General features: G+C 46.5%; 25 protein-coding genes and 1 pseudogene. 24 read left to right on the forward strand and 2 right to left on the reverse strand.

The annotated features are described in order from the left end of the window. Window positions 1–67 precede the first annotated feature (67 nt). The 5 genes from K6T99_02365 to argH are packed head-to-tail and all read left to right on the forward strand — an operon-like array spanning window position 68 to window position 5,781. Complete coding sequence (locus K6T99_02365) at window positions 68–1,261, forward strand: acetylornithine transaminase (protein MCL6518654.1); 1,194 nt, start codon at window positions 68–70, stop codon at window positions 1,259–1,261. 39 nt (window positions 1,262–1,300) lie between these two features. Then, window positions 1,301–1,768, forward strand: coding sequence for a hypothetical protein (locus tag K6T99_02370; GenBank protein ID MCL6518655.1), 468 nt, complete (start codon window positions 1,301–1,303; stop codon window positions 1,766–1,768). 3 nt (window positions 1,769–1,771) lie between these two features. Beyond that, window positions 1,772–3,187: an ornithine carbamoyltransferase gene (gene argF, locus K6T99_02375; GenBank protein MCL6518656.1), complete on the forward strand. Its 1,416-nt coding sequence runs from the start codon at window positions 1,772–1,774 to the stop codon at window positions 3,185–3,187. Between the two features lie 21 nt (window positions 3,188–3,208). After that, a complete protein-coding gene (locus K6T99_02380; GenBank protein MCL6518657.1) occupies window positions 3,209–4,399 on the forward strand; it encodes an argininosuccinate synthase in 1,191 nt (396 codons plus the stop codon). Continuing rightward, the gene (gene argH, locus K6T99_02385) at window positions 4,399–5,781 is read left to right on the forward strand and encodes an argininosuccinate lyase (GenBank protein ID MCL6518658.1); all 1,383 of its coding nucleotides are present in this window, start codon (window positions 4,399–4,401) and stop codon (window positions 5,779–5,781) included. The genes K6T99_02380 and argH overlap by 1 nt, the downstream gene beginning before the upstream one ends. Before the next feature lie 34 nt (window positions 5,782–5,815). Here argH and K6T99_02390 read toward each other — a convergent pair whose 3' ends face one another. Then, the gene (locus K6T99_02390; GenBank protein ID MCL6518659.1) at window positions 5,816–6,229 is read right to left on the reverse strand and encodes an ATP-binding protein; all 414 of its coding nucleotides are present in this window, start codon (window positions 6,227–6,229) and stop codon (window positions 5,816–5,818) included. Between the two features lie 21 nt (window positions 6,230–6,250). Further along, window positions 6,251–8,482, reverse strand: a complete 2,232-nt coding sequence (locus tag K6T99_02395) for a SpoIIE family protein phosphatase (protein ID MCL6518660.1) — start codon at window positions 8,480–8,482, stop codon at window positions 6,251–6,253. Window positions 8,483–9,050: 568 nt separating this feature from the next. Here K6T99_02395 and K6T99_02400 point away from each other — a divergent pair. The 19 genes and pseudogenes from K6T99_02400 to K6T99_02490 all read left to right on the forward strand — a co-directional run bounded on the left by K6T99_02400 (window position 9,051) and on the right by K6T99_02490 (window position 26,311). Then, complete coding sequence (locus tag K6T99_02400) at window positions 9,051–10,325, forward strand: neutral/alkaline non-lysosomal ceramidase N-terminal domain-containing protein (GenBank protein ID MCL6518661.1); 1,275 nt, start codon at window positions 9,051–9,053, stop codon at window positions 10,323–10,325. Window positions 10,326–10,393: 68 nt separating this feature from the next. Beyond that, window positions 10,394–11,950: a response regulator gene (locus K6T99_02405; GenBank protein ID MCL6518662.1), complete on the forward strand. Its 1,557-nt coding sequence runs from the start codon at window positions 10,394–10,396 to the stop codon at window positions 11,948–11,950. Between the two features lie 7 nt (window positions 11,951–11,957). Further along, window positions 11,958–13,340: pseudogene (locus tag K6T99_02410) on the forward strand (sigma-54 dependent transcriptional regulator). After that, on the forward strand, window positions 13,330–14,157 hold the full coding sequence (locus tag K6T99_02415; GenBank protein MCL6518663.1) for a hypothetical protein: 828 nt from the start codon (window positions 13,330–13,332) through the stop codon (window positions 14,155–14,157). The pseudogene K6T99_02410 and the gene K6T99_02415 overlap by 11 nt, the downstream one beginning before the upstream one ends. A 4-nt stretch (window positions 14,158–14,161) precedes the next feature. After that, the gene (locus tag K6T99_02420) at window positions 14,162–14,557 is read left to right on the forward strand and encodes a response regulator (GenBank protein ID MCL6518664.1); all 396 of its coding nucleotides are present in this window, start codon (window positions 14,162–14,164) and stop codon (window positions 14,555–14,557) included. A gap of 28 nt (window positions 14,558–14,585) precedes the next feature. Next, on the forward strand, window positions 14,586–15,989 hold the full coding sequence (gene rpoN / locus K6T99_02425; protein ID MCL6518665.1) for an RNA polymerase factor sigma-54: 1,404 nt from the start codon (window positions 14,586–14,588) through the stop codon (window positions 15,987–15,989). 208 nt (window positions 15,990–16,197) lie between these two features. Beyond that, window positions 16,198–16,548: a flagellar basal body rod protein FlgB gene (gene flgB / locus K6T99_02430; GenBank protein ID MCL6518666.1), complete on the forward strand. Its 351-nt coding sequence runs from the start codon at window positions 16,198–16,200 to the stop codon at window positions 16,546–16,548. A 2-nt stretch (window positions 16,549–16,550) separates the two neighbouring features. After that, window positions 16,551–16,961 carry a flagellar basal body rod protein FlgC gene (gene flgC, locus K6T99_02435; GenBank protein MCL6518667.1) on the forward strand — a complete coding sequence of 137 codons (411 nt, stop codon included), beginning with the start codon at window positions 16,551–16,553 and terminating at the stop codon, window positions 16,959–16,961. 18 nt (window positions 16,962–16,979) lie between these two features. Then, window positions 16,980–17,270: a flagellar hook-basal body complex protein FliE gene (fliE, locus tag K6T99_02440; GenBank protein ID MCL6518668.1), complete on the forward strand. Its 291-nt coding sequence runs from the start codon at window positions 16,980–16,982 to the stop codon at window positions 17,268–17,270. Window positions 17,271–17,285: 15 nt separating this feature from the next. Then, window positions 17,286–18,833: a flagellar M-ring protein FliF gene (gene fliF / locus K6T99_02445; protein MCL6518669.1), complete on the forward strand. Its 1,548-nt coding sequence runs from the start codon at window positions 17,286–17,288 to the stop codon at window positions 18,831–18,833. 12 nt (window positions 18,834–18,845) lie between these two features. Further along, window positions 18,846–19,898: a flagellar motor switch protein FliG gene (gene fliG, locus K6T99_02450; GenBank protein MCL6518670.1), complete on the forward strand. Its 1,053-nt coding sequence runs from the start codon at window positions 18,846–18,848 to the stop codon at window positions 19,896–19,898. Continuing rightward, window positions 19,876–20,559, forward strand: a complete 684-nt coding sequence (locus K6T99_02455) for a hypothetical protein (protein MCL6518671.1) — start codon at window positions 19,876–19,878, stop codon at window positions 20,557–20,559. Before fliG ends, K6T99_02455 begins: the two co-directional genes overlap by 23 nt. Further along, window positions 20,552–21,892, forward strand: coding sequence for a flagellar protein export ATPase FliI (fliI, locus tag K6T99_02460; GenBank protein MCL6518672.1), 1,341 nt, complete (start codon window positions 20,552–20,554; stop codon window positions 21,890–21,892). The genes K6T99_02455 and fliI overlap by 8 nt, the downstream gene beginning before the upstream one ends. A gap of 62 nt (window positions 21,893–21,954) precedes the next feature. Beyond that, the gene (gene fliJ, locus K6T99_02465; GenBank protein ID MCL6518673.1) at window positions 21,955–22,431 is read left to right on the forward strand and encodes a flagellar export protein FliJ; all 477 of its coding nucleotides are present in this window, start codon (window positions 21,955–21,957) and stop codon (window positions 22,429–22,431) included. Further along, window positions 22,421–22,948, forward strand: a complete 528-nt coding sequence (locus K6T99_02470; protein ID MCL6518674.1) for a lytic transglycosylase domain-containing protein — start codon at window positions 22,421–22,423, stop codon at window positions 22,946–22,948. Before fliJ ends, K6T99_02470 begins: the two co-directional genes overlap by 11 nt. A 134-nt stretch (window positions 22,949–23,082) precedes the next feature. Further along, on the forward strand, window positions 23,083–24,747 hold the full coding sequence (locus K6T99_02475) for a flagellar hook-length control protein FliK (protein MCL6518675.1): 1,665 nt from the start codon (window positions 23,083–23,085) through the stop codon (window positions 24,745–24,747). A 12-nt stretch (window positions 24,748–24,759) separates the two neighbouring features. Then, window positions 24,760–25,164, forward strand: coding sequence for a flagellar hook capping protein (locus K6T99_02480; GenBank protein ID MCL6518676.1), 405 nt, complete (start codon window positions 24,760–24,762; stop codon window positions 25,162–25,164). A gap of 312 nt (window positions 25,165–25,476) precedes the next feature. Next, window positions 25,477–25,938, forward strand: a complete 462-nt coding sequence (locus K6T99_02485; protein MCL6518677.1) for a chemotaxis protein CheX — start codon at window positions 25,477–25,479, stop codon at window positions 25,936–25,938. Continuing rightward, window positions 25,931–26,311 (forward strand): flagellar protein, encoded by a 381-nt coding sequence (locus K6T99_02490; protein MCL6518678.1) that lies wholly within the window; start codon window positions 25,931–25,933, stop codon window positions 26,309–26,311. Before K6T99_02485 ends, K6T99_02490 begins: the two co-directional genes overlap by 8 nt. The last annotated feature ends 104 nt before the right edge of the window (window positions 26,312–26,415 follow it).

Consider the following 26,415-nt stretch of genomic DNA (forward strand, 5'->3'; position numbering starts at 1 on the left):
GAGCCTTTTGCTCTGTCTCTTTGTGTTTAGAAGATAGGAAAGGGTAAGTGGAATGGCGATGCTAGATATGGATACAAAGACTGCGATTGAAATGGATGCCAAGTATATGATGCGCTTTGTCGGGCGGTTGCCAGTTGCATTTGTACGTGGTGAAGGAATAAAAGTTTGGGATGCTGAAGGAAAAGAATACCTAGACTTTCTTGCAGGTATCGCAGTAAATGGTTTGGGCCATTGTCCACCAGCCGTTGTGTCGGCTATTAGGGAGCAAGCTGGAACGCTCATGCATGTGAGCAACCTATACTACATACCCCAACAAGCAGTTCTTGCAAAGCGGTTAGTTGAGCTCTCAGGCTTGGGTAAGGCGTTTTTTTGCAATAGCGGTGCGGAAGCGAATGAAGCAGCTATAAAGCTTGCCCGAAAGTGGGCGAAAGAGAACTGTGGTGAAGATAAATACGAGATCATAACAACAGAGGGGTCTTTTCATGGACGAACTCTTGCTACCGTAACTGCAACAGGACAGCCGAAGTACCATCAGGGATTCGAACCATTGGTTCCTGGGTTCAAATACGTGCCATTTAATGACCTCACAGCGCTGAAGGCAGCAATTTCTGAGAAGACATGTGCGATAATGCTCGAGCCCATACAGGGCGAATCGGGCGTTTTTCCTGCTACCCTTGAGTATCTGCATGGCATAAGAAAACTTTGCGATGAGTTAGGATTGCTCTTGATACTAGATGAGATTCAAACTGGGCTAGGTAGAACTGGAAAGTGGTTTGGTTTTCAGCATTATGGCATAATGCCAGATATCATGACGTTGGCAAAGACCCTGGGAGGTGGTTTCCCAATAGGTGCATGTCTAGCGTCTGATATCGTTGCCACCGGATTTCAGCCGGGTAATCATTCTTCAACTTTTGGTGGGAATCCATTGGCTTGTGCCGCTGCAATCGCTGCATTGCGCGAAATTGATGAAGAAGGTTTGGTTCAAAACTCGGCGGAAGTAGGGGTTTATTTTAAGGACCGGTTGGAAGAACTTAAATCAAGACGGGATGATATCATCGAAATACGAGGCGTTGGTCTAATGATTGGAATGACGCTAGCGCGCAAGGGTGCACCCAAAGTGGCAACTAAATGCCTAGAAAAAGGATTAATACTCAATTCGATTGGCGAAAGCATTTTGAGATTTCTCCCACCTTTAATTGTCAAAAAGGAACATGTTGATACCGCTGTGGATATACTTAGCGAAACCCTTCAGGAGGTTTAATTTTATTAGACTTCCGCTCTGTTGAGAGGAGATACAAAAATGTGGAAGCAACTTACCCAGAAAGCACAAAAAGCAGTTTTTCTGGCGCTCGAAGAAGCAGGAAAGCTTGGTTATAGCCATGTAGGTCCAGAACATTTACTTCTAGCGCTTGTCAGAGAAGAGGATTGCCTTGCCGCCAGGATTCTTGAGCGCATAGGTGTTGACCTTGGCACGGTGCGCAGCGAAATTATGAAGCGGCTGTCGAGAGGTTCGGAGACCTTGAGCGATGGCCTTGAGCTTACGGCTGAGGCAAAGCACGTAATAGACCTAGCTTTTGATGAAAGCAGACAGGCAAAAGAGGATTGGATAGGAACTGAGCATTTACTAATTGGGCTTGCAGAAGAACCCCATAGTATTGCAGCTCAGTTTCTTGCCGAGCATGGTATTGATGCAGCACTAATTCGTAGGGAGCTAAGAAGTATGCAAGCAGGTGCACTGCCGTTCGGGCAGAACAGTGGAGGAAAGTAACTAATGTGGCAGAGATTCACGGAAAAGGCGCGATTGGCTATTTTCTATGCGCAGGAGGAGGCGGCGAAAAGAAAGAGCAGAATCGTTGGCACTGAGCATTTATTGCTTGGTTTATTGCATAAGCCAGACAACATTGCCAAACGCGTCTTTCAGCGCATTGGAGTAAACGAGGAAAGCCTGCGCAGGGAGATTGAGAAAATGGCGCCGGTTTCCGACACTGGCGATGTAAACCAAGATATGCAACTCTCAGCAAATGCTAAGCGTGCAATTGACTTGGCTTACCAGTCGGCTAGAGAGCTGAGAAGCAATTACGTTGGGACAGAGCACCTACTCCTCGGGTTGGTCAAGAACGACCGTGGAACCGTTGCTCCCCTTCTAGCGCAAATGGGTGTGACTTTCGAGCGTGTCAAGCAAGAAATCTCAGCGATTCAAACGTCAGAGACACGCGTTGACGAAATCACGGCTCACGATTCGCATCTAAAAGTACCAGATAACATGCGAGGCAAAGATTTAATCTCAATTGATGACCTTAGCCGCGAGGAAATAGAAACAATATTTGACCTCGCCCGACAACTTAAATCACGGAGTTTGACAGAGCAATATGCCAATCCCATTCTGCCAGGCAAGACGCTTGCCATGATATTTGAGAAGCCGTCTCTTAGGACACGTGTAACATTCGAGGTTGGTATGTCTCAACTTGGCGGTAACGCTGTCTATCTTGCACCTGCCGACATCCGAATGGGCGAACGTGAGCAAGTCAGCGATGTTGCAAAGAATCTCGAACGCTGGGTACATGGTATAATGGCACGGACTTTTAAGCACAAAACCATAACCGAACTTGCAAAGTATGCAAATATCCCAATTATAAATGGTCTATCAGACCTAGAGCATCCTTGCCAAGCATTGGCCGATTTCTTGACAATCTTAGAGAAAAAGGGCGACCTTTCAAAGCTCAAGCTTGCCTACATTGGCGATGGATGCAACACTTGCCACAGCCTTATGCTCCTCGCTGCAAAGGTTGGCACAGACATTGCGGTGGGCTGTCCGGAGGGTTATGAACCAAATACAGTGATTCTCAACAAAGCACTTCGAGCTGCGGAGCACTCGGAAGCTTCGATAAAAGTAACAAATGACCCATTTGAGGCCGTAGAAAATGCTGATGCAATCTATACGGATGTCTGGTGTAGTATGGGATTGGAGGATGAACGAGAGAAACGACTGCCGGTGTTCCAACCTTATCAAGTAAATCAAAAGCTTGTTGAGGCAGCTCGGAACGATGTGATTGTTCTCCACTGCCTCCCAGCGCACCGCGGCGAAGAAATCACTGACGAAGTAATCGACGGCCCGCACTCGGTTGTGTTCGATGAAGCGGAGAATCGTTTGCATGTGCAAAAAGCACTGTTGGCATTGCTATTGTAACATAAAGAAGGAGCGGAAAAGATGAAAACAGTAGTTCTTGCATATTCTGGTGGCCTGGATACCTCAGTGTGCATACCGATGATGAAAGAATTTTATGGTTTTGATAAGGTTGTAACTGTAACAGTGGACGTAGGCCAGCCACCTGATGACATTGCCGAAGCCGAGGAGAAGGCTCGTATCCTAGGAACAGAGCATTATACTATCGACGCTAAAGAAGAATTTGTGAAGGATTATGTATTCCATGCCATAAAAGCAAATGGCGACTACCAGGGCTATCCATTGAGTACTGCAATTGCTCGGCCTTTAATTGCTGCCAAGAGCGTTGAGATAGCCCAACAGGTCGATGCTGACGCATTCGGCCATGGGTGTACCGGTAAAGGAAATGACCAATTTAGGTTCGAAATCGTTGTTCGAACGTTTGCACCCGAAAAGGAAGTCATAGCTCCAATGCGAGAGCGGAACCTCACGCGAAGCGAGGAAATCGAATATGCAAAAAGCCGAGGCGTACCTATTGCCCAGTCGGTTGAGAAGATATGGAGCATTGATGAAAATCTTTGGGGTCGCTCAATAGAAGGCGGCCGACTCGAAGAACCTGACTTTGTGCCTCCGGAGGAGATTTATAAGTGGACAAAAGGTCCTAACAAAAGTCCAAATACCCCGCTTGAGATTACAATTGGCTTCGAGAACGGTGTGCCAGTCTCGCTGGATGGCAAAAGAATGGACGGAGTTTCCCTAATTCGCCAGCTGAATGAAATCGCAGGTGAGCACGGCGTTGGTAGAATAGATATAATGGAGGATAGAATGCTCGGCCTGAAAGTGCGAGAAAACTACGAGTGTCCAGCAGCCGTCACACTGCTAACTGCACACAAAGCGTTGGAAGCACTGGTTTGCACAAAAGAAGAGATAAAGTTCAAGTCGATGGTTGACCGTGAGTGGGGCCAACTTGCATATGAAGGTCTTTGGTTCCATCCTCTGAAGGATGATCTAGAGGCGTTTATTGATAAGATTCAAGAGCGGGTAACCGGGGACGTAAAAATGCAGTTATTTAAAGGTCAGGCAAAGGTCATTGGACGGAGTAGTAGATGGGCGCTATATTCTGAGGACTTAGCATCGTTCGACACAAAGACCTTTGTGCAAAGCGAGATGACGGGTGCAGTAAAAGTTCATGGCTTGCAATCCAAAATGTATTGGTGGTTGAAAAGGGGTCAGTGATGTCTAAGCTTTGGGGCGGAAGATTCAAGAAAGCAACTTCCCCAATTGTGGATGAGTTCAATGCGTCGATAAGCTTCGACGCGAGGCTTTGGAGATATGACATCGAGCAGAGCATTGCCCATGCTTCTATGCTTGGCAAGTGTGGAATTATTCCGCTGGCAGAGTCGGAAAAGATTATACAAGGTCTTCGTGATTTAAAAAACGATATTGAGGCGGGAAAAGTTGAGTTCGACACGTCGGCAGAAGACATCCATATGAACATCGAAAAGCTTCTTCACGAGCGAATAGGCGATGTGGCTGGGATGCTGCAGACCGCTCGAAGCCGCAATGACCAGGTCGCAACCGATGTTAGAATGTATGTAAAGGCGCAAATAAAGGAGATTGATAGCCTGATTCGAGAAGCCCAATCGGCTTTTATCAAAGTTGCAGAAAGCAATATCGATACAATAATGCCTGGATATACACACCTTCAACATGCCCAGCCAGTTATGCTAGCTCATCACATTCTTGCATATGTGTGGATGCTCCAGCGTGATCGAGAACGCCTAGCAGATTGTTTCAAGCGGACAGATGTGCTTCCGCTGGGATCCGCGGCGCTTGCGGGAACCTCGTTCCCGATTGATAGGGAATACACGGCTAAAATGCTTGGATTTTCACGGATAAGTGAAAATAGTATGGATGCGGTAGCAGAGCGAGACTTTGCGGTAGAGTTCTTATGTGCAATCTCAATCCTAGCCATGCACATATCCAGATTTGCTGAAGAAGTCGTCATTTGGAATACAAGTGAATTCGGCTTTATTGAACTTGACGACTCAGTTGCGACAGGCAGCAGCCTAATGCCACAGAAAAAGAATCCAGATGTAGCTGAACTCATGCGTGCGAAGACAGGACGTGTCTATGGTGACCTTATGGCACTTCTTACTGTTCTCAAAGGTCTGCCTTTGACCTACAACAAGGACCTCCAAGAGGATAAAGAACGCTTGTTTGATGCTTCAGATACAATAGTTATTTGTCTGAAAGTCCTCATTGAGTTTGTTGGGCATTTGAAGTTCAATACCAAAAGGATGTCGGCTGGGCTTGAAGATGACTTTTCAACTGCAACTGACATAGCAGATTACCTTGTAACACGCGGTGTGCCATTTAGAACCGCCCATGAAATAACCGGGAAGCTTGTAAGGTATTGCTTGGAACAGGGCAAGACCTTGGGTAACTTGACGCTTGAAGAAATGCGGCGATTCTCGGATAAGTTCGAGGACTCGAGCTTGACGTGGGATGCCTGGTCCTCGGTTGAAAAACGCAATATCCCCGGAGCAACAGCTCCATGCCGATTGAAGGAACAATTGGAGGCTGCAAAAAAGGCTCTCGCCGCCGATTTGTTCTAGCCGTGTGACGGGTGTTTGTTTCCGGTTTATAACCTCAAGTTAATTTTTTTGCCATCCGAACGGTGGTAATGCCATTACTACAACAAATTTTAAAGTTATCCATCACTTGTTTTATTAGATACAATCCCAAGCCGCCTTCGTGTATTTTTTCGAGGGGAGGTGGCTCAATCTTGAGCTTTTCCGGCTGAAAGTCGGCACTTTCGTTTCGTATCTCTATTTCAATCTGGTTAGGATGAATCTCAAATGCTATCGTAATCGGTGAGTTTGGCGAACGGCTGAACTTAATTGCATTACTGCATGCCTCACCTATTGCTAGTTTGAGATCATCTTTTTGTTCTTCGGTTAGAGAAATTTGATTTGTCGGCATAAGATCGATTAAGTTTCTAACAAGCGAAAGATATTTCGGCGAGCTTGGTATCTCAACGTGTATGAATTCCAACGGTGCCACAGCAATCTACTCCTTATTACGTTACAGTGTTTTAATTATAATAAGTGCTATATCATCAGTAACCTTAAGATTGGGAGCCGTTGCTAGTTTGTAAATATTATCGGCAATCTCATTGGCAGGTTTCAGGTGATATTTCACAAGAGATTCACTAATCGCACGCAGAGACGTGGCGGGATCGTGTGATATCGCTTCAATCAAACCATCAGTGTAAAGCATAAGTATATCACCACTCCCCAATCGGATGCTTCGTTCTTGATAATTGATAGAGGGCATTACGCCAAGAATTAAACCCGGAGTGCTTATCTGTTCAACTCTACCAATGTGTGCCCGGTATAGGATTGCTGGTTCATGACCAGCACAACTTAGGACGAGCGTACGTCGCCTCGCATCGAGAACTGCATAAAGCATGGTAATGAATGACTCATTCCCGGTTTGCTGGTATATCAGACGATTCATTTTTTGAAGCAGCTTCGCCGGTGATTGTGTTTCTTCTGCCAATGCTCTTAGAGAATGCTTGCACATTGCGATATAATTCGCCGCTGCAACGCTTTTCCCTGAAACGTCCGCAATCGCTATACCGTAATTATGTTCGGAAATCTTTATAACTTCGTAGTAATCTCCGCCTACTTGGTGGGCTGGGTTAAATTTGGCGCTAACTTCGAACCCCGGTATGTTTTCAATTTCACCAGGTAAAAGATTTTTCAGACTAATATTGGCTATATCCCATTGATGCTGGTAAAGGCGTGCGTTTTCAATTGCAATGGCGGCAAGTTCGGCTAATCCGAGAAGCAAACGCTGAAGAGGAAGCTGGAAAGCGCTTGTTTGGCGGTGAAATATTACAATGTAACCTACTACTCTGCGCTTGATTGAAAGCCGCACAATTGTTGCTGCATCAAGCCCAAGATTTGTGATGGTTTTTATATCTTTGTATTCCTTATATTCTGAAAGGTCTAAGGTTACTATATTTTTTTTGGACCTTTCGGCCGTAATTATTCCTGGCATTGCAAGATCCATATATGCTCGGCTTTCGTCAGCTCCAAGTCCTCGGCCCCCTCCTAATTGGACCTCGCCGGATTGGGGATTATAGAGTACAATGCAGCATACTTCCGCTGCGAGCTTTTCGCAAAGCTGACCCAATATTAACTCAAAAACCTTTTTTAATTCAAGCGATGAAGTTATGGTTTTTGCAATTTTAAACAGACTTGCAAGGTATTTTGTTTGAGTTGTAGCGGCGTTGTAAAGAAGGTTATTTTCGACCGCCATCGCTATTTGTCCCGATATTGTTGATACCATCACCATTTCTTGGTTTCCAAAAGTTCGCCCTGGCCTGGTTCGGTTCACGCTTAATATGCCAACAAGTGATTTTCTCCCAATTAGGGGAGTCGAGATTGAGGATACAATTTCTGGCCTCTCGGTGATTAAATCGAACTGGTTGGGGTCAGCTGGACCATTCAAAAGCAGTGGCTTTCGGTTTGCTATTACCCAGCCGGCTATTCCTCTTTCTTTGGGGATTGTTGTTAGTGGCTGTATATCTTCCTTAAGGCCTTTGCAGGCGTAAATAGTAAATATTCCCCGCTTGCATAACATCACCGAGCCGCTATCTGCGTCTAGAGTATAAAGTATTTCCGTTAGTGCTTGGTCTAAGAGCTGTCGAATGTCTAGAGTTGAATGTGCAACTTTTGTAAGACGTTCGAACGGTAAATCGGTGTGCGTAGGAAAACTTCTAGCTTTTTGCCGCCCAAAGACAGCTGCAATGTGATTAGCTATCGTATATAGAAGCTCAACTTCCCAAACAGGGAATGGGCGGATGTGTGATGCCATGCCCAGCAGCACTCCAGGCTTTGAGTCGGGAATTTCAACGGGAATAGCTACAAGTGCCCTTACATCTTCAAGTGAATATGGGCACACCGATTCGCAACCAATTGAGGGTAGATTTTCTATCACTTTGGGAGAGCAGTTTGTTACGACCCAGTTGATAACTTCATCATTTGGGTGTTGAAGATACTCGCGTAGACTTGGTGAAAGATTTCTTGATGCAATTAAAGCAGGAGTGCCTACAATTGGCGAGGGGAGAAGAAGAGCTGTTTTATCTAATCTAAGGCATCGTATTGGAATTTCAACTGCAAGCTCCAGAACGTGTTCCAAATCACCTGCCGCTGCGTGGCGCGACAAAAAGTGAAGGTGCCCCAAAATATCAATAAAACTCTTGGGGCCTTGGCTGCTTTTGGCTGTAATCTCTTCTCGGCTTTCCATTGGATTCACGCCCGGCGAAGCACGATGTTAGCGCAACTGAGTATCTTTAGGCAATTCCTATTCTTAAATTGTCAACTAAATATAAGCGAAGTATTTTTTCTATATTTTTGCAAGCAGCCAATTCAAAGCTTAAAATATTGACTATCTGAGGTTACAATTAGTTGGAAATTGTGCGCCTTTACCTTGCCAAACCAGATTGCCATTAAGGTTGCTAGAAAAGATATCCTCCCTGACTCGGTGTTTTCTTCTTTCTTTGAAAATACTTTTTGTCCTTTGGCGCTTATTTGTTTCTTGTTATCTTAGAATTTTTCCTTTATATAGCTAGTTGTTGGTAGCTGAGGTAAAATAAAGGGAATAATGGCTTGGCCTATGCTTGATAGTAATTATAGGTCATCCCATGGAGGCAGTCAAGTTTTTTTCTTTAGAAACTTCTAAAATTATGCCACCATGCTTTCCCTTAATTTTATCTTTATCAGCTTTTCTAGGAGGAATATTGTTTTAGAAGCATAAAGAATATCTGGCGTAATTGTTAAACAACCAAACACTTCCTAGGAAAAGGGGCATGGAATTGAGTAAGTTGCTTGCAGGCGTTGCAAAGGCGGTAATTAATCCTCCAGTTGGAGTAGACCTTAGCGGTTATGCTAGCAGAACCAGCGGAAGCACTGGTATTCACGATGATCTACATGCAAAAGCGCTGGTCATTTCAGATGGCTCGACAAAGGCAGCAGTTGTTACCCTTGACCTTGTCGGTATAGATGCTAGGCAGGTTGCTGATTTGCGAGCCGAGATATCATCAAAGACTGATGTCCCAATGGGCAATATCCTGATTTCTGCGTCACACACTCATACAGGACCAGCCACACAAGAGCTGAGGGTTTGCGGCAGAGTACATGAGCCATATGTTAGAGATTTGCTGAAAAAGATCACACTAACGGTCGAAGAAGCAGAAAAATGCATGCAGCCTGCAGAATTTGGTTATTCGGTTGGCAGGGCAAATATCGCTGTCAATCGGCGGCTTCGCACTCAAACCGGCGAAACTCATTTAATGCCAAATCCTGCTGGGGTAACTGACCCCGATGTTGGTGTTTGGTACTTTAGAAACATGAAAGGTGAACCAATCGCCATTCTTTTCAACTATGCCTGCCATGCTGTAGTTATTGGCGATGTGCTCGAGATTTCTGCTGATTGGCCGGGTGTGGCACAGCGGACGGTTGAGCAGGATGTCGGCGGCCAAGCAATGTTCTTGCAAGGATGTTGTGGAAATATCAACCCACGAGAGCGTTTTTCATGGCAAATTGTCGAAAAATTGGGCAGAGAAGTTGCTGATGCAGTAAAGAACGTTTTGCCAGATATTCATTTGACGAGCGACGTAAAGATTAGTGTTGCTCGGGAAGTCATAGAATTGCCGCTTCAGCCACCTCCAAGCCGAGAGGAACTTGAGCGAATCATTGCTGAGACGGAGAAATCAATGCAAGCAAGTGAACCTACTTCGACTGATTGGCGTATTAATGCCGCATATAATGATTGGGCAAAAACCCTCCTTACAGGGGAAAGTAAGCCCTCTATCTCAACAGAGGTTTTTAGACTCAGGTTGGGAGATTATAACATCGTTACTCTTCCTGGAGAGGCATTTGTAGAGTATGCCTTGCAGATAAAGGCAATGAAGCCAAATACCATAGTCGCAGCATACTCAAATGGCAATATCGGTTATGTTCCAATCAAATCAGCTTTTCCCGAAAAAGGCTATGAGGTTGAAGTAGCATACAAGCTTTATGGTGAGCAAATGATAACAGATGATGCTGAGGATTTAATCCTTACTGCTGCATGTCGGTTGCTTACTTGAAAATAATTCGAACCTTTGGTAACTTGGTAAGCACTTCGACAAATGATTATGGGATATAGGTGAAAAAAGTGAGTGTTAAAAAAGTAAATTCGGTAGTTGATTTTTCATTCCAATTGCCAGCCGAACAAGGAATGCGAGGTGTTTTGCTACTGGATTGTAACCATCAAATAACTTCCATCGATCCAGGTTTCTGCGAATTGTTTGGCGTATCGTCGTCTGAAATGATAGGGAAGGATAGGTTGCAAGCAATGCTCCAAATCCCAAACCTTCGCTTCCGAAATCCTGATGCTTTTATTGAGAGTTGTCAGGGCTTAGTTAGTAGACCCAAGAAGATTCTCGACGATGTGTTTGAGATAGTAAGCCCAACCCATCGAGTACTTCATAGATACAGCAGTCCTCTATTTGACAGCGAGGATAGATGCCTAGGGAGAATAGAGATCTATAGTGACATCACTAGAAGACGTGAGCTTGAGCACAGAGTTCGGCAGGCATATGAGGAGCTAAGGACTACCCAGGACCAACTTATTCAATCCGAGAAACTTCGAGCGGTAGGAGAAATTGCTAGTGGCGTTGCACATGATTTTAATAATGTGCTTGGTATTATCTTGGGGAACATTCAACTTCTAGCTCGTACAACGAAAGATGAGGCTGTTCTTACTCGCTTAAACGCCATGGAACGAGCAGCTCTCGATGCGGCAGAGACTGTCCGAAGAATTCGCGAATTCACCAAAGTAAAACCCGACGAACCATTTTGCCCCATTGATTTGACTGCTCTTGCGACAGAGGTAGTGGAAATGCTCCGTCCAATGTGGGAAAATTCGATGCAGGCACAAGGGAGCAAAATTGAAGTCAACATTCATGCACTCGAAAGAGCATTCGCTCTGGGTGTTGCTGCCGAGATTCGCGAAGTCCTTGCGAATGTTCTTCTAAACGCCATACAGGCAATGCCTTCAGGTGGCAAGATTGATATTGCAGTAGGAAGAAATAATGGTTCATCCTGGATGCGAGTGGTTGACACAGGCGTTGGCATGTCAGAAGATGTGAAAAAGCGAGTATTCGATCCCTTTTTCACTACCCGCGGGGTCGAAGGTGCCGGTCTCGGAATGAGTGTAGCCTATGGAATCATTAGCCGGCATAATGGCAATATCTCAATAGAGAGTAAGCCTGGAGAAGGCACGAGCGTAACTATATCACTTCCAGCCGCATTTGAGATTCCACAGAGTGATTCAGCAACTCCCGAAAAGGGGACCGCCAAACCAGCGCGAATTCTCGTTGTAGAAGATGAAGAAATGTTCGCAGAGGTGTTTTTTGAAATGCTGACCGAATGTGGACACGCAGTCTGCATCGCTAAAAGCGGGGAGGAAGCGATAGAAAAGTTTAAGGTGAACAATTTTGATATTGTGTTCACAGACCTGGGGATGCCAAGCATGTCCGGATGGCAGGTTGCAAGGGAAATAAAGAATATTGAACCGAGAACGCCTGTAGTCCTCCTTACAGGTTGGGGTACGTCTGTTAACCAGACTGATGTGGAAGATTCAAGCATTGACATGGTCCTCTCGAAACCTGTTAAATTTGAAGATCTTTCAGCAATAGTGGCGGAAGCTTTGGCGAAAAAAGGTTCGTAAAGTGAGCAGTAAATATGTCTTAGTTATAGATGATGAGGAAGGTATTCGAACCGTTCTTGCAGACCTTTTCGGAGAGATGGGGTGGCATGTTTGCGAGGCTAAAGATGGCAAGAGCGGTCTTGACTTAGCATTGTCAGAGGACTTCGACCTTATAATCCTCGATCTCAGCCTCCCCCGCCTCGACGGATTGGCTTTGCTTCGCAAGCTTAGGGAATCAAAACCTGATGTTCCAGTTATCATAATCACCGGCTACGCCACAATGAAGAGTGCAATCGAAGCTCTTAAGCTAGGTGCATTTGATTATGTTACCAAACCATTTGACTTGAGCGAAGTCCAAATTATCGCACAGCATGCTGTTGAGCGCCAACGCTTGATATATGAAAATCGGTATCTGAAAAACGAACTTCGGCAACGCCATGGTTTCGATAATGTCATTGGCCTTACGAAAAAAGTGCAGAAGGCGTATATTCTCGCTGCAAAAGTTGCTGACAGCAACGCTTCAGTCTTAATTTTAGGAGAGACAGGCGTAGGCAAGGAATACCTAGCCCGAGCAATTCATTATCAGAGTGCGAGGGCAGATGGTCCATTTGTTAAGGTAAGTTGTGCAGCCTTGCCAGAAGCGCTTCTAGAAAGCGAGCTTTTTGGCCACGAGAAAGGAGCCTTCACTGGGGCAATTGCACGCAGAATTGGGCGCTTTGAGATGGCGGATGGCGGCACTCTATTTCTTGATGAGATCGGTGATATAACTCCAGCAACTCAGGTAAAGCTCCTTCGAGTCCTCCAAGAAAAGCAATTTGAGCGCGTGGGAGGAAGCGAAACAATAAGTGTAGATGTGCGAATCATTGCTGCTACAAACAAAGATCTTAAAAAAGCCATTGCCAACAAAGAGTTTCGCGAGGATTTATATTACCGCCTTAATGTAATAACTATAAATCTCCCGCCGCTTAGAGAGCGTATTGAGGACATACCGGAGCTTGTTCGCCACTTCATCGCAAAATACAATAGCGAGACCGGGAAATCCATTGAGGGCATTTCGCCAGAGGGAATTGCAATGCTCCAAAGCTATCAATGGCCTGGTAATATCAGGGAGCTTGAGAATTGCATTGAGCGCGCTGTAATCCTTTGTCATGGGCGAACAATTCTTCCCCAACATATCCTCTTAAGCGAAGAAAATGTCCCATTTTCCACCCCCGCATTTTCAAGCGATGGCATGAGGTCTCTTAAAGATGTCGAGAAGGAACACATCGCCAATGTTCTTGCCAAATGCAATTGGAACCAAAGTCGCGCCGCATCAATCCTCGGAATAGACCGCAAGACCCTCCGCAATAAAATCAGGGAATATGGGCTTGGCATGGAAATTGCTGGCTCCAGCCCTGATTATGAGCAATAAATCCTCCAATAATCTAAATGTGTATTTTCAACAAATTGCTTTTTGCCTTGCAAAAGCACGCGATGAAAGAGAAATCGCCGAAATAGCCAACAATTGGGCAGCCGAGGTTAGAGAGTATGTAAATGCCGAAAGACTTTCGGCGGCAAGTAGGATGGCAGGTTGGCTTGCTCATCGACTTAATAATTCGCTTGGAGCGATATCAGGAAATGCTCAGCTTCTTGCCAGGCGACTGCAGCGTGATATTAGCGATGAAACTGCTCTTCCAACGTATCTGAGGCACGTTGAGAGCATCCAGGTTGAGACCGAGCGGTGTGCTCAAATAACATCCAATCTGTTGAGTTTTACTCGTTCTCGGAGCGTAGAATTAGGAAAAGTGGACGTGAAGCAGGCAGTGGAAGAGGCTACCATACTTGCCTCCTACAATCGCGGCAAGACAGATATTGCCTATGGTAATGGACTGACCAATGGTAACATCTATGCACTTGCGGATAAAGAATTGTTTGTTCGGGCTATCTACGAAGTATTGGTAAATGCTATTCAAGCATCCGACGGACGGAAAGTATATGTTGATGTTGAATTAGTTCCTGCCGAAAACCCTGAGTGGGTTCATGTATTGATAGCCGATTCTGGTCCCGGAATACCGGAAGATATTTTGCTGGACATTTTCGACCCATTCTTTTCCACTCGAGAAAAAGCACAAGGGCTTGGTTTGACTATAAGCTTAGCAGTAATGCGCCAGATGGGTGGGTCGGTTGAAGTAATGCACACAGGGCCAGAGGGCACCGTGATGGCAATCAAAGTGCCAGCAAGGAGGTAACAAGTTGAGCCGGGCACGAATTCTCGTTGTAGATGACGAGCAGAAGCTTTGCGATATCTTAAAGGATATTCTGGAAATAGAGGGATACGAAGTTGAGGTATGTTTTGATGAAGCCTCGGCTTATGAAAAACTTGCCTCTAATCGGTTTGACATAGCCATTGTGGATGTCTTTATATCCAACGAGCCGTGTGGCATCTTGTTAGCCAGGCATATAGCTGAGTGTTATCCAGAGACAAGCCTGATTCTAATGACTGGTTTTGCAGACGAAGCGGATATTTGCCGGGCCTTCGAGGCTGGAGCCTATGCCTGTATTGCTAAGCCTTTCATGCTTGACGACGTTCTTCGTGTTGTCGGAACGGTCTTGGATAATCGAGGGCAAAATCTTGCGTTTGCGGCTTGATTAGCTGTCTGAAAGCAGGGTGTCGAAAATGCGAATAAGGACGGAAACATCACAAAAGCAGATAGCTGGGATAGCGCCTGAGTACATAATGGGGAAAAGCGTACTGAAAATGAGTTCTTTGGAGCTTCAGGAATTTGTTCAGGCGCAGTCCGTTGAAAACCCAGCTCTGGTTATAGAAGAAGTACCACAATGTCCTGTTTGTGGCCGTGACCTCTCAGATGGTGAATGTCCTGCATGCGGTTCTCATCCACTCGATGTTTCCAATGACCAAGTTGAATCGGACGATTGGCATGAAGAGGGGTGGTTGGCAGTCCAGCGCTCATCAGAAAGTGATACTTCGTTCGAGCCTCTTTCCGTTGTGGCATCACCTCAATCCCTTCGTGATTATTTAAAGGAGCAAATTCGGACTAGCCTTGAGCCTGAGCTTTATGAAATTGCAGATTTCATCGTTGACGTTTTGGACGAAGACGGCTATTTGCGGGAGCCCTTAATTGATATGGCTAGTCGCTTAGGCCTTAGCGTACCTGAACTTGAGTCTGTACTTGAGAAAGTCCAAGATCTTGATCCACCTGGGATAGCTGCCCGAAGCCTTCAAGAATGCTTGCTTATTCAACTTAAGCGGTTAACAATAGCACATCCAGCCCATTTTCTTGCATGTGTTATCGTCCGCGACCATTGGGATGGTGTTGTGCGAATGAGGCTCGACCAAGTCGCGAAGAAGATAGGCGTATCACGGGAGCAAGTTGATGGCGCTTTCAAGTTCATACGTGAGCATCTAAATCCTAGACCTGCAAGCATGTTTCGCGACCCATGGGAGCGTTTCGCACCACACAACGTGTGCCGAACAAGCCCTGATATTGAGGTTCGTTTGGATGCTGATGGTTTAATAGCACAAATTGTAGATCCAACGACTGGCCGCATTGCGGTAGATCAGTTTTATGCTGACTTATATGCTGAAATGAGCCACAAGCGGAATGGTTACTCAGAATCTGACCGTGCTCATGTTCGAGAGTGCGTACTGAAGGCTCAGGCGCTCATTGAGGCTCTTGAATTTCGAAAAGTAACACTCCGAAAAATTGCCAATGAGCTTCTTAACTTGCAAGCTGATTTTTTCCTTCGAGGTCCATCGGAATTAAAACCTATGACAAGAAAAGAGCTTGCTGCACGCATAGGTGTTCATGAGTCGACCGTATGTCGAGCAATTAAAGATAAGACAATCCGACTCCCATCTGGCGAAGTTATTTCAATGGAACTCCTTTTTGACTCCGCACTTCCGGTTAAGGAGCTTGTGAGAAGTCTTGCATCTCAGCGGCTTAGCGACAGCGAAATCGCGGCACGGCTTAAAGAACTAGGAATCTCCATTGCTCGCAGAACTGTAGCCAAATACCGCGAGCAACTACGGGTGCCGCGCATGGAATACCGCATTGCATAGGCATCTCTTTTTGCTTGCAAAATCCCATCATTAACTGCCAAAACCCTCTTCTCAGCAAAAAAACTTTGTAATATTGCTCGGGCGGCACTAGGCAACCGCAGTAATTCTTTCCCATGGCACACAAATTGCTGTAAATACGTTGCCCATCGAACAAAGGCAGGTAGAGGTAGATATGGTACGCAGTTTCTTCTCAGATTTAACGACTGTAATGCTGGCTAAATGCTTGGATGCTTGTGGCCTAAGACAGCGCGTCATTGCCAATAATATCGCAAATGTTGAGACGCCTGGCTTCACGCGCTCAGAGGTGGCTTTCGAAAGCCGTCTTAAGGAGGCACTCGAAGCTACGAGCGAAGAATCAGCAATAAGCCTGATTGAGAAAATCCAGCCTGAAATTATACAGGATAACATTTCGCCAGCAAGACCAAATGGGAATAACGTCTCGATTGAGAAAGAAATGACTGATATGACGAAGAACTCAGTGCAATATGAAGCTCTTGTTCAGCTAATGAACCTCAAAGCAGCCATGATTCGCATGGCAATGAATGAAGGGAGGCGTTAGCTGTGGGTAGTTTTTCCTCAATGGACATAAGTGCAACGGGACTTTTCGCCCAACGAGTTCGCTTGGATGCTATTGCCAACAATATTGCAAACGCAACGACCACCCGCACTGAGAGAGGTGGACCGTATAAAAGGCTTGAGGTTATTTTCAAGGCTTCAAGTGGTCAGTTCGACCACTCAAACGCGGGTGTGCAGGTGGAATCAGTTGTAGAAAGCAACGACCCACCTAAGATGATTTATGATCCCTCGCATCCCGATGCTGGGCCTGATGGAATGGTCGCCATGCCGAACGTGAATATTGTGGAGGAAATGGTGGACCTGATTAGCGCAACAAGAGCTTATGAGGCGAATATCATGGCAATTAATGCAGCACGTTCTATGGTAAGCAAGGCTTTGGAGATCGGAAGAACATAATGGGGGCAAGTGATAGCCATGAGGATAGAAGGAATTGGTAGTGGAATTTCAAAAAATCCAGTTTCAATAACAGAAACCACCAATAAAGAAAGGAGTTTCGGGCAGTCGATAAGAGATGCGATTTCCGAGGTAAACCGTCTTCAAACGGAAGCAGACCAGCTCGCCAAAAAGCTTGCAGTAGGTGACGCTGTCGAGATACACCAGGCGATGATTGCTATGCAGAAAGCAAGCACCGCACTGCAGTTCACTGTTCAAGTTAGGAACAAGATTATAGAGGCTTATCAAGAAATTATGAGGATGCAAGTCTGAAGAGGTAAGTAACTAATGGAGCAATTGGCTAAATTTGGTCCGTTTCAAGCTGTCGGAAAGTTTTGGAATGCTCTGACAGGCACTCAGCGTTTCATAAGCGTTGTTTTTATCTCAACGAGTGTGGTTTTACTCATTGTTGTATCAGTTTTAGCCACAAGGCCAAGGATGGAGGTACTTTTTGCTGGGTTGGAATCCACTGATGCCGGCGCAATTGTCTCCAAGCTTCAGGAAAAAGGAATTCCTTATGAGATTAGCGGCGGCGGCTCTGTTATCAAAGTACCTGAGCGGAGCGTTCATGAGATGCGTTTGGCTATGGCGACTCAGGGCTTGCCTCAAGGTGGGAACGTTGGATTTGAAATCTTTGACAAGACAACCTTTGGGATGACGGAGTTTTCGCAGCGCCTGAATTACCAGCGTGCGTTGCAGGGTGAACTAAGTCGAACAATTAGCCAGCTTGATATGGTTGATCAGGCAAGAGTTCATATTTCTATCCCGGAGCCAAGTGTTTTTAAGAAAGACAATAAAGAGGCGTCGGCATCTGTGGTAGTCAAGCTGCGCCCTGGCGGGAGGTTGGAATCTGAGCAGGTAGCTGGCATAGTGCATCTCGTTGCGTCCGCAGTTTCCGGGTTAGACGCAGACCATGTGACTGTTATTGATACCCATGGCAATGTACTCTCAGAGGCTGGTGAGTCTAAAACCGGAATTGACCCTCGACTTAGTGCTTCTCAATCTCAGCTCAAGAGGAACTACGAACGCCAAGTTGAGAAGGACCTTCAGGCCATGCTTGACCGTGTTGTTGGACCCAACAAAGCAGTTGTAAAGGTAAATGCAAGGATGAACTTTGATCGCCGTGAAACAAGCAGCGAAACTTATATTCCAGTGGGAAATGGCAGAGGCATTCTTTTGAGCGAGGAGCACGAAGAAGAAACGTATGGCGGCAATTCCGGGACTGTGGGCGGTGTTGTTGGAATAACAGGCAATGTTCGGCCCTCCGTTTCGAGGACCGTTGGGCAAAATGCAGGCTATTCGCGCATTCAAACAAGCAACAAATACCAGGTTTCCAAGACAACTGAGCATGTAATTAGGGCGGCTGGATCGGTGGAGCAGCTTTCCGTTGCTGTAATGCTTGATCAGAAAGTTGATGCATCAAGGATACCAGCTATTCAAAGTGCTGTTGAAGCAGCGGTCGGCGCAGATTCTAAGAGAGGTGATAGGGTAATCGTACAGAGCATACCCTTTGATGATTCGGCAACAAAACTGGAGAAAGAAATGGATGCAGCAGCAGCAAAGCAAAACTATCTGTCAATTGGGAAAAGCATTCTTGGGGTACTCCTCCTCTTTGGATTCCTTTTCTTCTTGAAGCGGACTGTTAGTCAAATCAAGGTTAGCATTCCCGAACCACCGATGCCATCAACTGCGTCGCCTCAAACAGCTCAGGTCTTGATCGGCAAAGAATACATGACACCTCAGTCGGTTCCAAATGAGGCGATAATACAAAATATTGGGCAAAAGAGTCCTGAAGAAGTAGCCCAAGTTATTAAATCGTGGATTTCAAAATCATAAGGTTGGTGTGCTGTGACTACGCAAGATTCATTAAATGGTCTTCAAAAAGCATCTATTCTATTGATGTCGTTGGGTGCCTCTGCATCCGCGGAGATACTAAAGCACTTAAGTGAGCAAGAAATCGAAATGCTCACAAGAGCGATTGTTCAAACTGAGCGTGTCGATCAAGAGGTCCGTGACATGGTGCTAGAAGAATTCCAGCGCGAACTTGCAGTTGCAGAGACCTCTTTGACCGGCGGCAAAGATTTTGCGGCACAAGTGCTCGAGCAGGCATTAGGCCAAGAGAAAGCAAGCAAACTTATCACACATTCAAGTAAGTCAACTTCTGGAAATACGCTCCAGTCAATTTGGGACATAGAGCCGGAAAAATTGGCAAAAACAATTGGCAACGAACACCCCCAAATTGTTTCTTTGCTGCTCCTGAACCTCCCGCCAAATACTGCAGCAGGGGTACTCTCAAAGCTTGATCCAGAATATCAAGTGGAGGTAGCTACTCGCATATGTACGATGGCCGAAGTGGATCCTGGGGTCATAGCAGAAATTGAGGCTGCATTGAGGCCCAAAGAGTCAGGCACAGCTGTTGAAGAAGTAGAGCTGTTGTCTGGTCCAGCTGCCCTTGTTGATATTCTGAATAACGTTGACCGCGTAACTGAGCGAGCTGTTCTCGAGGCAATGAACGCCAGGGATGAAGCTACGTGGCAGCAAGTTCGCAGGATGATGTTCCTATTTGAGGATATTGTAAAGCTCAGCGATAGGTCTGTACAGCTGGTGCTGAGGGAGATCGACCAGGATGACTTGCGCCTTGCTGTAAAGGGTTGTCAGGATGAAATAAAAGAAGTCATATTTCGCAACATGTCTGAGCGTGCAGCAGAGAGTTTGAAGGAAGACCTTGAATTAATGGAAAAGGTCAAGCAAAAGGACATAGACGAAGCCCAACAGAGGATTGCCTCGGTGGTCAGGCGGATGCTGGCTAGTGGCGAAATTACGCTTGATGAAGAGTTAGAGATGCCTGCAGAGGAATCGCTTACTGAGGGAGACAAAGTTGAACAGCCTAATCAAAGCTAAAGTAGTTGCTCAATGCGAGCCAGTATACGTTGTTACTTGTGATACCGAAATAAAAAAGAGACGGAAAGGAAGTACTTCCTCGCCTCAGGACCAAGCTCGTGTGGTTGTGGAGAGTGCCAAAGAAGAAGCAGCACAAATTTTGGAGAATGCCAATCGCGAGGCAGAGGCAATCCGTGCGGCGGCTTACAATGAGGGTTACCAGGCTGGCCTTAGGGAGTTAAATGCTGAAAAGGAGGCTTTAGCTGAGCGAGCGGCTTTGGTAGAGAAGGAGGCAGAAAAACAGCTTGTTGAATTTTGGGCTGAAATTGAGCCCGAATTGCTGAAGCTTGCAGTAGAAATCGCAGAGAAAATTATACGTCATGAGCTGGCAGAGAATAATAAATACGTGCTTTCAACGGTCAAGACTGCACTTTACCAACTTCGGGACCGCCGAGAAATCAAGATAAGAGTTAATCCCAACGATTACGAGTTAGTTCGCAGTCATAAAGATGAGCTCATTTGCTCGTTTGATGGGGTGCATGAATTGGAAATTATCGAAGACCGTCGAGTTGATCAGGGCGGATGCGTTATAGAGTCGGCTAACGGAGAACTAGATGCGCGGATTGCCACACAGCTTGCCGAGGTAGAGCGAGCACTTATGGAGGCAGCACATAATGGCTAGCACCATTAGACGCCCCGACCTTCGCCGATACAGTCGGGTTGTGAGCAAGCTTAACACCATGAAACTAAATGGCAAGGTTAGCCAGGTTGTTGGCGTTGTTATCGAATCTCGTGGCCCTGCTGCCCGACTAGGTGAGGTGTGCGAGATCTATGCCAGCAGGAACGCACCTCCAGTTCTTGCTGAGGTTGTAGGTTTCAAGGAGGATTCTGTTCTCTTGATGCCTCTTGGTGACATGGATGGGATTGCTCTCGGAAGCGATGTCATTGCAAGGGGAACCTCCCTAAAGGTTAAGGTCGGCGAGGACCTGCTTGGAAGAGTACTTGACGGACTTGGGAGGCCAATTGACGGTGGCGGGCCGATTACGGTGGAGAACGAGCTTCTTGTTAATAGAATGCCGCCGCCCGCTCTCGAACGCCGGCGGATTCTAGACCGATTGGCATTTGGAATAAGAGCGATTGATGGTCCTTTGGTTTGCGGTAGAGGCCAAAGGATAGGAATATTCGCAGGCAGCGGCGTGGGAAAAAGTACGCTTCTCGGTATGATTGCACGAAATACAGAAGCTGATGTGAACGTGATTGCTTTGGTAGGCGAGCGTGGCCGCGAGGTGCGGGATTTCCTCGAAAAGGATCTTGGGCCGGAAGGTCTTGCTAGGTCGGTTGTTGTTGTTGCAACGTCGGACCAAAACGCTGTTGTCCGCTTGAAGGGTGCTCTGGTGGCTACAACAATCGCAGAGTATTTTCGCGATAAAGGCAAAGAGGTCATGCTTATGATGGACTCGATTACAAGAGTTGCTTGGGCGCAGCGTGAGATAGGTTTAGCAGTTGGTGAGCCACCTACAACGAGGGGATACACGCCGTCGGTTTTCGCTTTGCTACCGAAACTATTGGAACGCTCTGGGACCGCAGCCGTAGGTTCAATCACAGGTTTGTATACAGTTCTTGTGGAAGGCGACGATATGAACGAGCCAGTTGCGGATTCTGTAAGGAGCATTCTTGACGGTCACATTGTACTTTCGAGGGATCTGGCAAATCGGAACCACTATCCTGCGATTGATGTGCTTGCAAGTGTTAGTAGGTTGATGCCAGACATCGCCTCAAAGGAGCATTTGGAGGCAGCTGGTAAGCTAAGAGATTTACTAGCAACCTATCGGTCGGCTGAGGATCTAATCAACATAGGCGCGTATGTTGATGGTAGCAATCCAAAGATTGACGAGGCTAAACGCAAGATAGATGATGTGAATAATTTTCTTATACAGGCCACATATGAGGATGCTCCGTTTGATGAGACGGTATCTGCATTAATAAACCTTACGAGGAGTGAGGAAAAGGCATAAGCAAAAAGTTATCCGTAAGCTGAAAAATGATAACCTATTCTTCAAACGCCAGGTGATAAGTTATGAAAAGCTTTCGGTTTAATCTCCAGAAGGTTCTTAGCTACCGTGAGAACGTGGAAGAAATCCTTTTAGCTGAATTGGCGGCAATTAAGGCGGCATATGACCGTGAGCTTGGACGGCTGAGCGAAATCACCGCTGCGAGGGATATGTTTCATGATGCTATGAAGAGAGAGCTTGCGTATGGGGATCCTGAGTACATCCGAAGGGCTTATCACTATCTTCAGGACTTGTCAAAGCAAGTTGATGCTCAGCAGATTACGGTACACAGACTTGCTGTTGAGAAGGAAGTGAAAACAGCGGAGGTTATTAAGGCATCTCAGGATCGAAAAATATTAGAGAAGTTGCGTGAGTATAAAGCAGCCGAGCATAAACAAGAGTTGCTCAGGGAGGAACAGAAATTCCTGGATGAAGTTGCTGGAAACAAGTACGTGCGAAGACGAGCAACGAAAAGGCCCATGGGGTGGAAAAATGAATCTTGAAAATGTTGAAGCAGTAAAAGCCCGAATAGCAGAAATTCGCAAAAGATTTGTGGACCCGATGGAAAGATTTTCCCAATCGTCGCATTGTGCGTTTGAATGTTTACTCAAGCGCGCCAAGGTTTCCAATGTACCAGTTTGCCCGGAGGATTTAGAGCCGCTAATTAATCGAGCTGCTGAAAAATATGGCATTGATTCCTCAATAATCAAAGCAATTATCAGCGTGGAATCGGGGTTCTCCCAGGTAGCAGTTTCGAGAGTCGGGGCGGTAGGTTTGATGCAGCTAATGCCTGGTACTGCTCGTGCTCTAGGCGTTGACCCTAGCGATCCAGCGCAGAATATAGAAGGCGGGACTAGGTATTTAAGGCAGCAGCTTGATCGTTTTGGAACATTGGAAAAAGCATTGGCGGCATATAACGCTGGTCCTGGCGCAGTTTTAAGGTATGGGGGAATCCCACCTTACACGGAAACTCGAAACTACGTTGAGGCTGTGTTGCGAAGGATTGATTTTTATCGCTAGTTAGTTTTTTGGCAGGGGTTGTTTTGCCTTAATGACCCCCTGCTTGAGGAAAAACAATAAACGAAGGGAGGTAAAGTGTCATAGAGGAAATAGCGAGTACAATTAACGAAGTGGCTTTGCCAAGTGGAGTCCCGATGCCTCGGGGACAGCCGAATAGCACCCCGAAAGATGCCGTTCAGTCTGCACCGCCATTTGAGTTAATTGTGGCACACTTGATGGGCGGCTCAGACGCTGCGGTGGAGACAGATGAGGAAAGGGCTGGACAGCAGGTGTCCGACGTTGGCAATGGTGGAGATGAGATCGCCGGCCAACCATCCAAAACGATGGATGCAAGCCTTCAAATCGAGTTCCTGCTGGGGTCCTTCAGAGAAGCGGTTGGCGAAGCAGTTCCATTAGAAAGCGAAAAGAATAAAACGCTGGTTTTTGGTGCAAAGCAGGGTTGCATGCTACCGAAAATGTTGGGGATTGAGCCTAGCTTAACATCAGAAAAGCCAGTGTCTGCTTTGCTTTCAAAGACTGCCTCGCTACGTATTCCAACGCCACAAGCGCCAGATGCGGCACGGCTTTCTAGCGGTACCGAAATCGCGATGGATAGAGTGCCTGGCGAATTGGCGGCTATTCAGCCCACGTCTTGGTCTGGCATTGCGGATGTCCGTAGGTTACTTAACCTACCAGACGGCATTCAAGTTAGAGATGGAGAGGCAACTCCACAGCTGTCGTTTCCCAAATCGGATTCAGGGCAAAATTCCTATCCGATTCGGGATACCCTGCTAGAAATGCTGGGACCTAAACTAACTTTGACCTGCAATGCGCCTCGTCCATTGCAACTCGATGGTTCTGCAATGCTGGAGAGTGTCCCGGTTTTTCTTCAAACAGGGCAGACTAGAGAGCTGGCTGCGTTTATGAATGTGCACTCAGATAGCATAGAAAAGACAAGCCTGGCCAGTCAATTTGCTGTGCATGAGGTACATGAGTCGGCATTAGCGGCTGCTTTCTCCAATGTACAAAACACCGCTGAGGTTGCCACTCCAGGTAGCAGTACAGCAAGGAGCAAGGAAGATAAGGTAGTGGGACGAGCGTTTAAAGGTACGCTAGTTGATGCCCAAATCCTAGATGAACAGGCTTTGGTTAGCCCTAGTAAGCAGGAAAGCCGCATCGTAGCGGAATCAATGATAGTGGATGCGTTGCAGGATTCTAACCCTAAGGATAAGTCTGCCATCTTTAGCAAGGAAGTGACCGACAGACAAAAGGATGGTGTGGTAGGTCAGGTGGCGAGAGAGGTGCCAGCTGGAGTTAATATCCAAGGCGACCAGCTGGTGAGACCTTTTGAAAGGTTGAACGGCCATGTACCGCCTGAGCCATTGCTGAGAGCGCATATCATTCACCAGATTGTCAGGGCTGCAAGGATGCATGTCTCCGATTCTACAGCTGACATTACGTTGCGGTTGGATCCGCCTAACCTAGGAATTGTGCATCTGAACGTAGTGGCAGAAAAGGGCATGGTAACTGCCAATATAAGAGTTGGCACAGAAGCAGTCAGACAGGCGCTTGAGGCGGACCTCTCGATGTTAAGAGAGTCATTAACCAATGCGGGCATTCATGTGGATGCAATATCAGTCACGATTGGCGATGATATGACTCCTGGTTGGAATTGGCAGCTTGGCGAGCATGGAAATGCTCGAAATTATAGTGCTCAAACCACCGGAAAGCATGCGGCAATTTCTAGGGAAGCCGACGTTGAGACTGTTCAAAATGGAATGCGTGCAGTTTCCGTTGGTAGATTCGACTATCTGGCGTAGGAGGAATTGCGAATGATAACCCCTGTAGCTGAGATTAACGGGGCGAGTAACGCAAATATGAAAGCGGCTGTGGAAAAGCCGCTCGACCGCGATGCCTTCTTGAAGCTGCTTATCACCCAATTGAGATATCAGGATCCGCTTAGGCCGATGGAAGACAAAGAGTTCATTGCGCAATTAGCTCAGTTTTCAAGCCTAGAGCAAATGCAAAATATGAACAAAAGCTTGGAGGCTTTTCTTCAAAATCAAACGGCTTTCCAAGCTATCGGCCTCATAGGTCATGTTGTAGAAGGAATCGATCCTAGAGGCGGAGAGAAGGTAAATGGCGTCGTGAAGAGCATTCGTTTTGACGGTAGCACAATACTTCTCAAAGTCAATGATCGCGAACTGCCTCTCGGCGCAATAAGCCTAGTACAGTAGGGCTATAATATGCTGGACCGACACCCGAGTACGCTCATGTACTCGGGTGTCCTTTTTCTCCCCATCCCATGTGAATTATTCCCAACCTTTGTTGCCACTCAAATATAGAATTTCGGCGCTGATTTCCAACGGTAGTAAGATGTTCATCCTATCGCTTAGGAAGACATCCTTCATATATGGGTGAAGTAAGCGTAAAGTGCGACTCTTCTTTTTGCCTGTTAAAGAGCAAGCGGCTGCTGGCACGGAAATTGCTGTTAATGTGGCGGCGACGCGTCGTAATACCTGTCGGCAGGAGATCCGGGAGGAGATTGTTTGAAAGTCGAGTATGTTAACCCATTTGTAGAGGCATCATGCTCCGTGTTGGAGCATGTTTCGGGCGCATTAGTCAAGCCTGGTGATTTGTGCCTGCTTGGAAACCCTTTTGGTGTTGCTAGCATCAACATAGCCACAAGAGTTGAAGGAGCTCTTTGCGGCATTGTGGTTCATAGCATGACAGGTTTGACTGCTCGGCAGCTTGTAAGCCGCATAACTGGAAAGCAGTGTCAGGGCGTTGGCAGGGTGATGTGCGCAGGCTTAACCCAGCTTGGAATGATGTTTGTTGAGGTTGCTGGCAGGACGCTAGCGAAATACGGCTATCCCTGTGGACTCAGCAGCCCTACCATTTTCCATGGGCTGAATGTGGAGTTCATGTCTGAATCGCCTGCTTTGAATATACCGCTAGAGACGGGAGCTGGCGAGGTAAATGTGAGTGTGGCGGTGAGAGGTGATGAGTAAAATCACTCCAGGAGTACAAATAGAACGCTCAAGTCTAGGGAGACCTGTGCCGATTCGACATGGTAAAGCAAATCATGGTGGTTTTGCTTCGGCATTGGCTAAAGAAAGCGAGCGTCTGGAAGGGTTGAAGATTTCCTCGCATGCCCAAAAAAGGCTCAACTCCTCAAACGTTGCTTTGTCGGAGTCGGATATTCGGCGCATTGATGGGGCTGTTCAGCGCGCCAGTGAAAAAGGCGCAAATCAGTCGCTAATAATGCTTGATAATCTGGCTCTTATTGTGAGTGTCAAAAATCGCGTCGTCATTACAGCAATTGATGAAGCTCGCAACAAAGAGGGAATCTTCACGAATATAGATAGCGTGGTAATCGCTTAAGGAGGTGAGGTTCGGACCAGGAAAACTTACGTTCACAAAATATGTTCGGGGTCGGACCTCTGCTGAGGAGACCCCGTGTCGCTTGATAGGCGAGCGGTACACAA

This window comes from Armatimonadota bacterium (assembly GCA_023511795.1).
In the GTDB taxonomy this organism is placed as follows: Bacteria; Armatimonadota; UBA5829; order DTJY01; family DTJY01; genus JAIMAU01.